The 14094-nt window shown below is 40.6% G+C and carries 9 protein-coding genes; 8 read left to right on the top strand and 1 reads right to left on the bottom strand.

Features of this window, described 5'->3' with window-relative positions:
• The first annotated feature begins 60 nt into the window (after positions 1-60).
• The 8 genes from HT720_RS08890 (at position 61) to HT720_RS08855 (ending at position 12342) form a co-directional block, all read left to right on the top strand.
• Entirely contained in the window at positions 61-1338 is a 1278-nt protein-coding gene (locus HT720_RS08890) for an ABC transporter permease (protein WP_173275779.1), read from the top strand.
• A 126-nt stretch (positions 1339-1464) separates the two neighbouring features.
• Positions 1465-2112: an ABC transporter ATP-binding subunit Vex2 gene (vex2, locus tag HT720_RS08885; RefSeq protein ID WP_049512209.1), complete on the top strand. Its 648-nt coding sequence runs from the start codon at positions 1465-1467 to the stop codon at positions 2110-2112.
• Positions 2113-2273: 161 nt separating this feature from the next.
• Positions 2274-3653, top strand: a complete 1380-nt coding sequence (gene vex3 / locus HT720_RS08880) for an ABC transporter permease subunit Vex3 (RefSeq protein ID WP_173275776.1) — start codon at positions 2274-2276, stop codon at positions 3651-3653.
• Between the two features lie 322 nt (positions 3654-3975).
• On the top strand, positions 3976-8127 hold the full coding sequence (locus HT720_RS10285; RefSeq protein ID WP_240149840.1) for a hypothetical protein: 4152 nt from the start codon (positions 3976-3978) through the stop codon (positions 8125-8127).
• A 161-nt stretch (positions 8128-8288) separates the two neighbouring features.
• The gene (gene vncR / locus HT720_RS08870) at positions 8289-8945 is read left to right on the top strand and encodes a response regulator transcription factor VncR (protein WP_173275773.1); all 657 of its coding nucleotides are present in this window, start codon (positions 8289-8291) and stop codon (positions 8943-8945) included.
• Positions 8942-10270 (top strand): sensor histidine kinase VncS, encoded by a 1329-nt coding sequence (vncS, locus tag HT720_RS08865; protein WP_173275770.1) that lies wholly within the window; start codon positions 8942-8944, stop codon positions 10268-10270. The genes vncR and vncS overlap by 4 nt, the downstream gene beginning before the upstream one ends.
• A gap of 140 nt (positions 10271-10410) precedes the next feature.
• On the top strand, positions 10411-11292 hold the full coding sequence (locus tag HT720_RS08860) for a class II fructose-bisphosphate aldolase (protein WP_001018997.1): 882 nt from the start codon (positions 10411-10413) through the stop codon (positions 11290-11292).
• A gap of 117 nt (positions 11293-11409) precedes the next feature.
• Complete coding sequence (locus HT720_RS08855; protein ID WP_173275767.1) at positions 11410-12342, top strand: alpha/beta hydrolase; 933 nt, start codon at positions 11410-11412, stop codon at positions 12340-12342.
• A gap of 401 nt (positions 12343-12743) precedes the next feature.
• On the opposite strand, the gene HT720_RS08850 is transcribed toward HT720_RS08855, so the two are convergent.
• Entirely contained in the window at positions 12744-13934 is a 1191-nt protein-coding gene (locus HT720_RS08850; protein ID WP_173275764.1) for a ferric reductase-like transmembrane domain-containing protein, read from the bottom strand.
• Between the last annotated feature and the right edge of the window lie 160 nt (positions 13935-14094).

Here is a 14094-nt window from a genome sequence, read left to right as displayed (position 1 = left end):
TATTTCATAAACATTTCATATTTGGGTTTTATAATAGTCTTACAAATATGGAGGTGACAAATGAATCCAATCCAAAGATCTTGGGCTTATGTCAGCAGAAAACGACTGAGAAGTTTTATTTTATTTCTGATTTTATTGGTCCTATTGGCCGGAATTTCAGCCTGTTTGACTCTGATGAAGTCCAACAAAACAGTGGAAACCAATCTTTACAAATCACTCAATACCTCTTTTTCTATTAAGAAGATAGAAAATAATCAGACATTCAAGTTGTCAGACCTAGCATCTGTAAGCAAGATCAAGGGACTGGAAAATGTTTCTCCTGAACTCGAGACGATCGCAAAACTAAAAGATAAGGAAGCGGTGAGTGGCGAGCAGAGCGTGGAGCGTGATGATTTGTCAGCAGCGGACAAGAACTTGGTTAGCTTAACGGCTCTTGAGGATTCATCCAAGGATGTAACCTTTACCAGTTCGGCTTTCAACCTAAAAGAAGGTCGTCACCTTCAAAAAGGGGATTCAAAGAAAATCCTGATCCACGAAGAGTTGGCTAAGAAGAACGGTCTTTCGCTTCATGACAAGATTGGCTTGGATGCTGGTCAGTCTGAATCTAGCAAAGGGCAAACAGTAGAGTTTGAAATTGTCGGCATCTTTTCTGGTAAAAAACAAGAGAAATTTACAGGCTTGTCTTCTGACTTCAGTGAAAATCAAGTCTTTACAGACTATGAAAGTAGCCAAGCCCTTTTGGGCAATAGTGAATCTCAAGTCAGTGCAGCGCGCTTCTATGTAGAAAATCCTAAGGAAATGGACGGACTCATGGAGCAGGTAGAAAACTTGTCTTTGGAGAATCAAGGCTATCAAGTCGAAAAGGAAAACAAGGCTTTTGAACAAATCAAAGACTCAGTGGCAACCTTCCAAACCTTCCTCACACTCTTCCTTTATGGGATGTTGATAGCTGGAGCAGGGGCCTTAATTCTTGTTTTGTCTCTCTGGTTGAGAGAAAGGGTCTACGAAGTGGGAATTTTACTGGCACTTGGAAAAGGCAAGAGCTCGATCTTCCTACAGTTCTGTTTAGAGGTAGTTTTGGTATCTCTCGGTGCTTTGCTTCCAGCATTTGTTGCAGGAAACACAATCACATCTTACCTACTCCAAACCCTACTAGAAAGTGGAGATCAGGCAGCTCTACAAGATACACTAGCCAAAGCAAGCAGTCTATCAACCAGCATCCTATCTTTTGCAGAATCCTATGTTTTTCTAGTTCTGCTTAGTTGCTTATCTGTAACCCTTTGTTTTCTATTCTTATTTAGAAAATCGCCGAAAGAAATTTTATCATCTATTAGTTAATACTCTTCGAAAATCTCTTCAAACCGCGTTAGCTGTATCTGCAACCTCAAAGCTATGCTTTGAGCAACCTGCAGCTAGCTTCCTAGTTTGATCTTTGATTTTCATTGAGTATAAGAAGGAGAAATCATGACTTTATTACAATTACAAGATCTTACCTACCGTTATAAGAACACTGCTGAAGCAGTCCTATATCAGATCAATTATCATTTTGAACCCGGAAAATTTTACAGTATTATTGGGGAGTCAGGAGCGGGGAAATCCACTCTCTTGTCCCTACTTGCTGGTTTAGATAGTCCTGTTGAAGGTTCGATTCTTTTTCAAGGAGAGGATATTCGTAAGAAGGGCTATTCTTACCATCGCATGCACCATATTTCCCTGGTCTTTCAAAATTATAACTTGATAGATTATCTTTCTCCACTGGAAAATATCCGCTTGGTCAACAAAAAGGCAAGCAAGGATACACTGCTTGAGCTTGGTTTGGATGAAAGTCAGATCAAGCGGAATGTTCTCCAGTTATCAGGTGGCCAACAACAACGTGTTGCCATTGCTCGTAGTTTAGTATCGGAAGCCCCAGTTATTCTAGCTGATGAGCCAACAGGAAATCTGGATCCTAAAACTGCTGGAGATATTGTCGAACTGCTCAAATCACTTGCTCAGAAAACAGGTAAATGTGTCATCGTCGTTACCCACAGCAAAGAAGTGGCACAAGCGTCAGATATTACACTTGAATTGAAGGATAAGAAACTGACTGAAACTCGCAATACTACGAAATAATATGAGTTTTTTCTGTTATACTCTTCGAAAATCAAATTCAAACCACGTCATCGTCGCCTTACCGTACTCAAGTACAGCTTACGGCTAGCTTCCTAGTTTGCTTTTTGATTTTCATTGAGTATCAGAACTATAAAATAGAATAAAATCTAGAAAGGGAATCTATGTTACACAACGCATTTGCCTATGTTACAAGGAAGTTTTTCAAATCGATTGTCATCTTCCTGATTATTCTCCTCATGGCGAGCTTGAGTTTGGTCGGCTTGTCGATCAAGGGAGCTACTGCCAAGGCTTCTCAGGAGACCTTTAAAAATATCACCAACAGCTTCTCCATGCAAATCAATCGTCGCGTCAATCAAGGAACGCCACGTGGTGCTGGGAATATCAAGGGTGGAGACATCAAAAAAATCACCGAAAACAAGGCCATCGAGTCTTATGTTAAACGCATAAACGCTATAGGAGATTTGACTGGATATGAACTCATCGAAACGCCAGATACCAAGAAAAATCTGACTCCTGACCGTGCCAAACATTTTGGAAGTAGCTTGATGATTACAGGTGTCAATGACTCCTCTAAAGAAGACAAGTTTGTCTCTGGTTCTTATAAGCTGGTCGAAGGTGAGCACCTAACAAACGACGACAAGGACAAGATCCTCTTGCACAAGGACTTGGCAGCTAAACACGGCTGGAAAGTAGGGGATAAGGTCAAGTTGGACTCTAATGTCTATGATGCAGACAATGAAAAAGGTGCCAAGGAAACAGTTGAAGTGACAATCAAGGGACTCTTTGATGGCCATAATAAGTCGGCAGTAACTTACTCACAAGAGCTTTACGAAAATACAGCTATCACAGACATCCATACGGCTGCTAAACTTTATGGCTACACAGAAGACACAGCTATTTATGGGGACGCAACTTTCTTTGTAACAGCGGACAAAAACTTGGATGATGTTATGAAAGAGTTGAATGGCATCAGTGGTATCAACTGGAAGAGCTATACACTCGTTAAAAGCTCATCTAACTACCCAGCTCTTGAGCAATCCATCTCTGGCATGTACAAGATGGCCAACCTCCTCTTCTGGGGTAGCTTGAGTTTCTCAGTTCTTCTCCTTGCCCTCTTGCTCAGCCTTTGGATCAATGCCCGTCGCAAGGAAGTGGGAATTCTCCTCTCTATCGGTCTCAAGCAGGCAAGTATCTTGGGTCAATTCATCACTGAATCCATCTTGATTGCCATCCCTGCTCTTGTTTCTGCTTACTTCTTAGCTACTTACACAGCGCGTGCAATCGGAAATACTGTCCTTGCCAATGTGACTTCAGGTGTTGCCAAACAGGCTAGCAAGGCGGCTCAAGCCTCTAACCTTGGTGGTGGTGCAGAAGTAGATGGCTTTAACAAGACCTTGTCAAGCCTAGATATTTCCATTCAGACATCAGACTTTATCATCGTCTTTGTCCTTGCTTTAGTTCTAGTGGTTCTCGTTATGGCGCTTGCATCAAGCAATCTCCTCAGAAAACAACCAAAAGAACTTCTGCTGGATGGTGAATAATACTGATGCTAGACTGAAAAATGAGGCTAGCAACTGAAAGTTCTAAAATGATAAATGAAGTAGAAAGCAATGGTGAAAATCATTGCTTTCAGTTGCTTTCGTTGTACTTTAGTGTTTAAATATGATATACTAAAGCTATGGAATTTATTAGAAAGGAGTTTCGCAACTTATATATGGAATTGTGCATAAAAATCTATAGAAATCTTATCTTGAAAATAGATAGATAAATCTGTAGAAGCCTATCCATATCGCAAACATAGGCTAGTAGACCTAGGCAGGGTCTACCTTGGAAAATATAGAATAGTGAGGAAAAATAAACATTATGAGACAAACAAATGTTAGAGGAAGCTTGTCCCTCCGTGGCTTTAGAAAATTGAGAACTGGTGCAATTGTTGCGACAGGTGTGATTTTATTGGGACTAGGCTTTTTAGCTCCAACTGTATCAGCCAGTGAACAAGATGGTGTTTGGGTAGCCAGAACAGTTGAGGAAGTGAAAGCTGACCTTCAAAAAGAAGGTGATTTATTTAAGTATGTTATTAAGTGGGGAGATACATTAAGTGTTATCAGCGAAGCAAGCAATATCCCTGTAGATGTACTCCAAGAAATGAATCAAGCTTCAGGCAAGAATTTATTCTTACCGCACAATGAATTGTACTTTACCGAAGCTGAAACGGTTTCAGATACAGTCACAAAACACAAGATTGTCATCAAAGAAAGTGGTGCAAGTGGCGAAGTTCGCACTTACGAAGTCTTGCTCAAGAAAGATCAGGAAACAAAAGCTGTTACCTTTGAATTAACAGATGTCACTGAGAAAGTTGAAAAAATGGCTGTGAACTATAGCCCAGTCTATCAGCCTGTATCAGCTCCAGTAGTGGAAAGAGCGAAAGAATCGGGTGAAAAGCCTGCCTCAGAAGCACCAGCAGAGACAAGCCCAGAAGTTAAAGAAGAAACAGAAGCTCCAGTAGCGCCAAAAGCAGAAGACGCAGCGACTACACCAGCACCAAAAGAAACAGCACCAGAGGTGGTAACACCAGCTGAATCAACTGAATCAAAAGTAACAGAGCCAGAGGCAGCGAAACCAGCCGTACCAAAAGCAGAAACTCCAACGCCGAAAGTTGAAGAGTCAGCAGAATCGGCTGAACCAAAAACAGAAGCACCGACAACTCCGGAAAATAAAGAAGAACAACCGGGTGCAACAGAAGCAACGGAACCAGAAGTAACAGAGTCAGAGGTATCGAAACCAGCTGGACCAAAAGTAGAAGAGTCAACTACTCCAACACCTAAAGAAGATGCAACTGAAGGAAAAGTAGAAGCGCCGAAAGTTGAAGAACCAGAGGCGTCGGCTGAACCAACAGAGCCAGCGTCAGAGGCTACAACTTCAGGAGAACAAGGTCAACCAGCAGAAGAAACTCCAGCACTATCAAAACCAGAAACCCCAGCTTCAACAGAAGAAGTAGCAAAGGAAGCTGAAGGAACAGAGCCAGAGGCAGCGAAACCAACTGAGTCTAAAGAAGCAGAGTCAACAACTGAAGGAACATCTACAGGAACAGCAGAACCAAAAGTAACAGAGTCAGAGGTAGCAACACCAGCGCCGAAAGAAGAGAAGCCAGCGACTCCAGGTTCAACAGAAGAAGCTCCAGAAACAACACCAAAAGCAGAAGAAAAAGAAGAAGCGCCAGTAGACGGTACAACTTCAAGTGAAGTAGGCAATGCAGGTGAAACTTCTGTTGAGGAGACAGGAAAACAAGATAGCACAACAAATGTACCGTCAGAAGAATCATCAGAATCAGAATCGAAAGCAGAAGATGCAGCTGCAGGAGATACAACAGTTACAGAAGAACAGCCAGCTACACAACCAGCTAGAGAAGAAGGTAAATCTGAAAAAGAACCGAAAGTAGAGGAACAACCATCAGCTCCAGAAGTATCGAATGAGGGAGCAGAATCAACAGAGCCAGCGACTGAATCAACAGTTACAGAAGGAACAACAGAAAAAGAAAAATCAGAACAAGCTTCAAACGGAGCAGGAACAACACCAGGAGCTGAAGCAAAAGAAACTGAAGAATCAGAAGCCAACCCAACACCTAAAGAAAATGCAACAGCAGAAACAGGAACAGAAGTAAATCCAACTGCAAAAGAAGATGCACCTGAAGGAACAGTTTCAGAAGGAGCTACACCAGGTGCAACAGCAGAGACAGGCACAACAACAGAAGAAGGAACTTCAGACGTAACTCCAGGAGCAACAGGAGCAACATCAGGAGATGAAGGAAAAGACTCAAAAGTCGGAGATACAGATAAAGAAACAGGTTCAAAAGAAGAAGGTAAATCCGAAACAACGGAAGAAGCTTCAACTACTCCATCTGCAGATGCTACAAATGAGTCAGGTAAGTCAGAGTCATCAAGTCCAGTAGCAGACGATACTACTTCAAACGGAGAAACTTTAGACCAACCTGTAGCTCCATCATCTAATTCCGATGATTCAGCACCAAAAGCAGCAGAAACAGGTGCTTCAGGTGAGACTGGTACTACAGCACAGCCAGTTGGAGAAGCAGGTGAATCAGAAAAAGAACCGAAAGGAACAGAGGCAGAGGCGCCAACAGCAGGAACAGAGACGACAGGAGCTTCTAGTACAACAACAGAAACAAACTCAGGAAATCCAGGAACAGAAGTTGAAGAATCAGGACAATCAACTGAAGAAGTTGTAACACCAACTCCAGTAACAGACAATTCCCCTTCAGATACAGGAACTACAAATCAACCTGTAGCTTCGAATCCAAGTTCAGAAGCGCCAACACCGTCAGCTGAGGATTCAGCTACAGGAGATACAACAGCTCCAGAAACCTCGACAAATACAGAAGAATCTGGCAATCAATCAGTTGATTCATCGCATTCAGGAGCAGAATCAGCAACTGAAGTAACAGAAAAAGCACCTTCAGGAGAAACAGAGGAAAATTCACAAAATACTGAAGCTTCGACTGGAGACGTAAACTCAGAGTTACCTAAATCAGATTCAGAAAAATCTCAAGCTGATGCACCAGCTGAAGAACACGAGGATTCAGAGAAGTCTTTAGAGAAAGAAACTGAAGCACCGTTAGAAACAGCAAAAGAAGAAAATTTAAAAACTATAAATGAAGCAGCAAATAGTAGACTAGAAGAAATAGACAAAGTTGATGATGAGTCTAAAAAAACAGAATTAAAAAATGAAGTAAATCGTCTTAAAGAAGAAGGATTAAAATCTATTCAAAATGCTAAAACTAATGAAGAAGCAGCAGTAAAAGCTGAAGAATATCAAGAAAAAATTTACGCTGTAGAAATTCCGAATGAGGAAGTTTCAAAACCAAATTATAGTAATGAAGGATTAACAAATGGTCGAAATGATGGAACAACTATAGATGAAAATAGTTCTGGTAATATCGGTCATGGAGCTAGTACACCTAATAACTCAGGATTCCGAAGTGCAGGAACTTACCAACCTCGAGTAACTCGTCGTCGTAGAAGTATTGAGGAACCTCAAAACACAGTCTCTATTTATTATAATTTTGATGGTATGAAAGATATTCCAGGATTCTTCGGTGACCCTGGTGAAAAAAATGATATTGAGATTCCAAAAGATGCTTCTGGGGAAAAAGTCAAATCACTGATTAAAGAAAAAATAGATGCCAAAAAATCAGAATTAGCTAAAAGAGGATATCAATTTTCGGAAGATATATTCGTTGAGTATACTCATCAAGATGCAACTCATTATGACTACGTAGTAACTTTCACTAAGGAAACTACAGGAACTACAGGTTTTAGAATTGCACCAAAAGTTCAAGTAAGAGCTAAAAAAGTTGTAAAAAGAGATTTATCTAATAAAACTAAAAAATTAAATGTCTACTATAATTTAACAGCTCTTAAAGATATAGCTGGAGCATTAGGTGAATTAGATGGTGAAAATGTGCTTACTTTCTCTGGAGAGACATCTAAAGAGGAATTAAAACGAACTGTTGAAGAAAAAACAAAAGCCCAAATCGAGAAACTTAAAAAACAAGGCTTTACAGTTACGTCAAAAACAGACTTAGATCAAATCATTGAAGGTGGAGATAGCTATGACTATGTTGTAGAATTCACAAAAGAATCCAAAACACAGCCAGTAGGAACTACAGGTTTCAGAATGGCTCCAGCAGTTCAACCACGCGCTAGCAGAAATCGTAGAAGTTTAGAACAGCCAGCTCCTCAAAAGGTCAAATTAAATGTTTTTTATAACTTTGATCAAATGAAAGATATTGCAGGTTTCCTAGGCGCTATCAATGAAACTTCTCTTGAAGTCGTAGCGGGTTCAACAAATGAACAGGTGAAAGCAGTGGCAAAGAGCCAAGTTGAAGCTAAGAAAGAAGAGTTGAGCAAACGCGGCTACACTTTCAAAGAGGACTATGTCTATCAAGCTAATGGGAAAGATTATAACTACGTTGTAACATTTTCAAAAGCAACCAAATAATCATTCCACAGGGAGTGAAATGTGAGCAGAGAGAGCGATAGGCTCTCTTTGTTTTATCTCGTGGTCAGTTGCTTACAGACAAAAGGCCAGCAAGAGACCATAATAGAAAATAGAGTAGGTAGTTATTCTAAGAAAAATAAAAAATAGAGAGCAGTTAAAGTATGAAAATTTTAATTGTAGAAGATGAAGAGATGATCCGTGAGGGGATCAGTGACTATTTGACGGATTGTGGTTATGAAACCATTGAGGCGGCGGACGGTCAGGAAGCTCTGGATCAATTTTCTAGCTATGAGGTAGCCTTGGTTTTACTGGATATCCAGATGCCAAAGCTCAATGGCTTAGAAGTCCTAGCTGAGATTCGTAAAACCAGTCAAGTTCCTGTCTTGATGTTAACAGCATTTCAGGATGAGGAATACAAGATGAGTGCCTTTGCCTCTCTGGCAGATGGCTATCTGGAAAAGCCCTTCTCCCTCTCCCTCTTAAAAGTGAGGGTGGATGCGATTTTCAAGCGCTATTATGATACGGGACGAGTCTTCTCCTATAAGGATGCCAAGGTGGATTTTGAGAGCTACAGTGCAAGCCTAGCAGGTGAGGAAGTAGCTATCAATGCTAAAGAGTTGGAAATTCTTGATTATTTAGTGAAAAATGAAGGACGAGCCTTGACTCGATCTCAGATTATCGATGCCGTATGGAAAGCGACAGATGAGGTTCCCTTTGACCGTGTCATTGATGTCTATATCAAGGAACTGCGGAAAAAGCTAGACTTGGACTGCATCCTCACTGTGCGCAATGTTGGTTATAAATTGGAGCGAAAATGAAACGAACAGGTTTGTTTACAAAGATATTTATCTATACCTTCTCGATTTTTAGTGTTCTGGTTATCTGCCTTCATTTAGCTATTTATTTTCTTTTTCCTTCGACTTATCTGAGCCACCGTCAAGAAACTATTGGTCAGAAAGCGACAGCCATTGCCCGGTCACTCGAAGGGAAGGATAGGCAGAGTATCGAGCAAGTGTTAGAGCTATATTCCCAGACTAGTGATATCAAGGGAGCCGTCAAGGGGGAGATGACCGAGGACAAGTTAGAAGTCAAGGACAGCCTTCCTCTGGACACAGACCGCCAGACAACCTCCCTCTTTATCGAGGAGCGCGAGGTGACAACGCAAGATGGTAGCACCATGACTCTCCAGTTTCTAGCGTCCATGGATTTGCAAAAGGAAGCAGAGCAAATCAGTCTTCAGTTTCTTCCCTATACCTTGCTGGCATCCTTTCTGATTTCACTTTTGGTAGCTTATATCTATGCTCGGACTATTGTTGCCCCGATTTTGGAAATCAAGCGGGTGACTCGTCGGATGATGGAACTAGATACCCAAGTGCGATTGCGCGTGGATTCCAAGGATGAGATCGGTGATCTCAAGGAACAAATCAATAGCCTCTACCAGCATCTTTTGACTGTCATTGCGGACTTGCATGACAAGAATGAAGCTATTCTCCAGCTGGAGAAGATGAAGGTCGAATTCCTACGAGGAGCTTCTCATGAATTGAAAACACCGCTGGCTAGCCTCAAAATCCTGATTGAAAATATGAAAGAGAATATCGGTCGTTATAAGGATAGAGACCACTATCTAGGAGTTGCCTTGGGGATTGTGGATGAACTCAATCACCATGTTCTGCAGATACTTTCCCTCTCGTCTGTGCAAGAATTGCGAGATGATAGGGAAACAATTGACCTACACCAGATGACGCAAAGTCTGGTTAAGGATTATGCTTTACTAGCCAAGGATAGAGAGCTCCATATAGACAATAGTTTGACTCATCAGCAGGCTTATCTAAACCCATCAGTCATGAAGTTGATCCTGTCTAATCTCATCAGCAATGCCATCAAGCACTCTGTTCCAGGTGGCTTAGTTCGCATTGGAGAAAGAGAAGGGGAACTTTTTATAGAAAATAGCTGTAGTTCAGAAGAACAAGAAAAACTAGCTCAATCTTTTTCTGATAATGCTAGTCGCAAGGCCAAGGGTTCTGGGATGGGGCTCTTTGTGGTCAAGAGTCTATTAGAACATGAAAAATTAGCTTATCGTTTCGAGATGAAGGAGAATCGTCTAACCTTCTTCATAGTTTTTCCAAAAGTCGCCCAAGACTAGGGAGAGAAAGGGTTTACATAGATGAAGCTAGAAGAAATTCAATCGAAACTGCGGGAAAAACTAGATTTTTTTGTCAAAAAGTGATAAAATGAACAATGTAAATGGGATGACCCATAAAAATATACAGGAGGCCTGATAAAATGGCAATCGTTTCAGCAGAAAAATTTGTCCAAGCAGCTCGTGACAACGGTTATGCAGTTGGTGGATTTAACACAAACAACCTTGAGTGGACTCAAGCTATCTTGCGCGCAGCAGAAGCTAAAAAAGCTCCAGTTTTGATCCAAACTTCAATGGGTGCTGCTAAATACATGGGTGGTTACAAAGTTGCTCGCAACTTGATCGCTAACCTTGTTGAATCAATGGGTATCACTGTACCAGTAGCTATCCACCTTGACCACGGTCACTACGAAGATGCACTTGAGTGTATCGAAGTTGGTTACACTTCAATCATGTTTGATGGTTCACACCTTCCAGTTGAAGAAAACCTTAAATTGGCTAAAGACGTTGTTGAAAAAGCACACGCTAAAGGTATCTCAGTAGAAGCTGAAGTTGGTACTATCGGTGGTGAAGAAGACGGAATCATCGGTAAAGGTGAATTGGCTCCAATCGAAGACGCTAAAGCAATGGTTGAAACTGGTATCGACTTCTTGGCAGCTGGTATCGGTAACATCCACGGTCCTTACCCAGCAAACTGGGAAGGTCTTGACCTTGACCACTTGCAAAAATTGACAGAAGCTCTTCCAGGCTTCCCAATCGTATTACACGGTGGATCAGGTATTCCTGATGAGCAAATCCAAGCAGCTATCAAACTTGGTGTTGCCAAAGTTAACGTTAACACTGAATGCCAAATCGCATTCGCTAACGCAACTCGTAAATTTGCTCGTGATTACGAAGCAAACGAAGCAGAATACGACAAGAAAAAACTCTTCGACCCACGTAAATTCTTGGCTGACGGTGTAAAAGCTATCCAAGCATCAGTTGAAGAACGTATCGACGTATTCGGTTCAGAAGGTAAAGCTTAATCTAGCTGAATAATACAGAGAAGACCTGCCCATTGGGTGGGTTTTTTTGGTGTGAATATATTGTAGAAGAACCAATATTAAGTTGCTAAAAGGTTCTATTTTTTGTACAATAATGCTATGAAAAAACTAAAACAATGTGGTCTTGCCTTTCTTAGTTTCATTCTTTTGTTTTTACTCGCTACATTCATCTTTCACCGTATCAGTTTGGAAAAGGAACAAGCCTCACTGACACCTATGGGACAACAAGTTCTCGTCGATGGACATCAAATGAATGTTTACGTTGAAGGGAATGGTCCTGAGACTATAGTAGTTCTCTCAGGTGCCGGTATTGCTTCTCCTATATTGGACTTTAAAGAAGTATCGGAATCCTTATCGAAACGGTATAAGGTAGTCATCGTGGAACGAGCAGGATATGGTTATAGTGATGATAGCAATCATTCAAGAGATGTGATGGAGGTTTTGTCTGAGACGCGTCAAGCTCTTTCACAAGCAAATGTCAAAGGTCCTTTTATCATTTTGTCTCATTCCATGGCTAGTCTAGAGAGTCTGGCTTGGCAGGAGAAGTTTCCTGATGAAGTGAAAGCTTTGATTGGTTTAGATTGGGCACTGCCAGCTAGTTATGAGAATTTAAAGCAAAATCAGACCTTAATCACTGTGGCATTTTGGAGCAGTAAGATTGGCTTATTACGCCACTTCCCTGAGTCCTTTTATATAAAAAATCGAACTCTGATTGAAACTGAACGAAAACAATATAAAATTCTAGCTTATAAGCAGTTGATGTCACAAGCCATGCTTCATGAATCCCAAACGGTAAAGGAAAATGCCAAGAAAGTTCCCTCAAGCATCAATCCGAAAATTCCCACCTTACTACTGGTGTCTAACGGTCAAGGTACTAGTTTTGGTCAATCAGAATGGCAGCACTTTGCAGAGAAATTTGCTAGTGAACAGTCTAATGTGAAAGTCATCTATATGGATGCACCACACGACCTTTATCATTATCAAAATCATGAGGTTGTTTCTCGCATTGAAGATTTTTTAAAGAGGAATTGAGGCGTTAGAAATCATTTTAGACTGATGACAATAATTAAATGCTGAAGGATTAACAGTAAAATCGTGAGTTTTTTCGATTAAAAAAATTCTTTTTCTTATCAACCAACCTACCCATTGGGTGGTTTTTTTGTGTTTCAAGCTACTCGTTTTAGTATAGTAAACTGAAACTAGACTAGCACAATGCTGCTTCTATAACATTTTGAAATTGGAATAGGATGCCATGACTGCTAAAAGATTTCTGTAAATTCATTTGATTTTCCTAATCAATTTATTCGTATCCTATTTCATTCCACTATAAAACATTCTTATCAATTGATTTGCATGCCAAAATTCCATCGCTCCGGTCTTATTTCATTTGGCTATAAAAAACTCTCCTAGAATTCCCAGGAGAGTATGAGTGGTTATTTGAACTTGAACCCTTCGTAAATAAGCTCTGCTTTTGGATTTTGTTTCTTAATCTGTTTGGCAAGTGACTTCATCATAGAAAGAGGCCCACACATATAGACGCTTGTATGTTCAGGCACTTCTTCTTGTTCAAAATTAAGATAGCCGTCTCTCCTACTGTCTACTAGATGGAGTTCAAAATTAGGATTTTTCTGAGCATAGTCACGGAGCAAATCTATATAAACTGCATTTTCCTCTCCACGGAAGCTATAGTAGAAGTGAACCTGTTTATCTAAAATAGGATGTTCACGGATGTAAGAGATGAAGGGGGTGATCCCAATGCCTCCAGCAATCCAAACCTGATTTTCTCGTCCTTCTTCTATGATCATGTGTCCGTAAGCTCTATCTACGCTTACTTTGCTGCCGACTTGAAGATTGTCATAGATATTCTTGGTATGGTCACCTGAATTTTTAACAGTGAAGTAGAGAGTTTGACCATGACCTCCTGAGATAGAAAAGGGATGCGGAGCACTTTCAAAACCTTCTTGGAAAATCTTTAGGAAGGCGAATTGTCCTGCTTGATAGTTGAAAGGTCTGCTAAGATGGATTTGAATTTCTCTAGTATCGTGATTTAAGCGTTTGAGGTTGGTGATTTTCCCTAGATAGGGGAAACCAATCTTTTGATATAGAAAAATGATATAAAAACCAGCTAGTAAGCCTAAAAGGGCATAGCTACCAACAAGAAAACTTAGAAGATTAAATGTAAGGAGACGATTGCCCATCATCATATAGACATGAAAGAGTCCAAAAATATAGGCTAGATAAACCAGACGGTGAATCCATCGCCAAGCTTCGTATTGGATGTATTTGCCTAAATAGGCGACAAGGATGATACTGATAAAGATATAGATGGCAAGATTGCCAAACTGAGCAGCTAAACGAGAGCCCCACAAACCGCCCATACTAAAGTTATGAAAGATGAGTAGGATGATGGATAGAAAGGCTGTAAATTTGTGGACGGTGTAGACCTTCTCCAAACCGTGAAACCAGTTTTCTAGTAGTGGGAGACGAGTGGCTAGGATAAAAGTCAGAGATAGGCTTGTTAAAGCTAGTCCTGGAATCATGAATTGGGGAGAAGTGTTCATCCAAGTCAAAATAGTCAAGGCAAAACTAGCTATGATAAAGAGCAGTCCTTTGAGTGATTTCATAAAAAATTCCATTTCATTTAGATTTTGATTTGTTGTAAATGAATTTGTTACATTTTATCATAGAAAAAGTATGGTGTCAAATTGAGGTCTATAAATATCTACTCTCATCAAAAAAACTCTCCAATTGAACTGGAGAGTGGCTGTTTATACTCAATGAAAA

The organism is Streptococcus sp. 68, from assembly GCF_013277415.1.
Classification (GTDB): domain Bacteria; phylum Bacillota; class Bacilli; order Lactobacillales; family Streptococcaceae; genus Streptococcus.
Note: the sequence above shows the minus strand (reverse complement) of the source record. Positions and strands in the feature narration are given on the sequence as shown.

Bases quoted from the DNA above. Each gene is read 5' to 3' on its own strand.
- HT720_RS08890 (WP_173275779.1), top strand. From the start codon at position 61: ATGAATCCAATCCAAAGATCTTGGGCTTATGTCAGCAGAAAACGACTG.
- vex2 (WP_049512209.1), top strand. From the start codon at position 1,465: ATGACTTTATTACAATTACAAGATCTTACCTACCGTTATAAGAACACT.
- vex3 (WP_173275776.1), top strand. From the start codon at position 2,274: ATGTTACACAACGCATTTGCCTATGTTACAAGGAAGTTTTTCAAATCG.
- HT720_RS10285 (WP_240149840.1), top strand. From the start codon at position 3,976: ATGAGACAAACAAATGTTAGAGGAAGCTTGTCCCTCCGTGGCTTTAGA.
- vncR (WP_173275773.1), top strand. From the start codon at position 8,289: ATGAAAATTTTAATTGTAGAAGATGAAGAGATGATCCGTGAGGGGATC.
- vncS (WP_173275770.1), top strand. From the start codon at position 8,942: ATGAAACGAACAGGTTTGTTTACAAAGATATTTATCTATACCTTCTCG.
- HT720_RS08860 (WP_001018997.1), top strand. From the start codon at position 10,411: ATGGCAATCGTTTCAGCAGAAAAATTTGTCCAAGCAGCTCGTGACAAC.
- HT720_RS08855 (WP_173275767.1), top strand. From the start codon at position 11,410: ATGAAAAAACTAAAACAATGTGGTCTTGCCTTTCTTAGTTTCATTCTT.
- HT720_RS08850 (WP_173275764.1), bottom strand. From the start codon at position 13,934: ATGAAATCACTCAAAGGACTGCTCTTTATCATAGCTAGTTTTGCCTTG.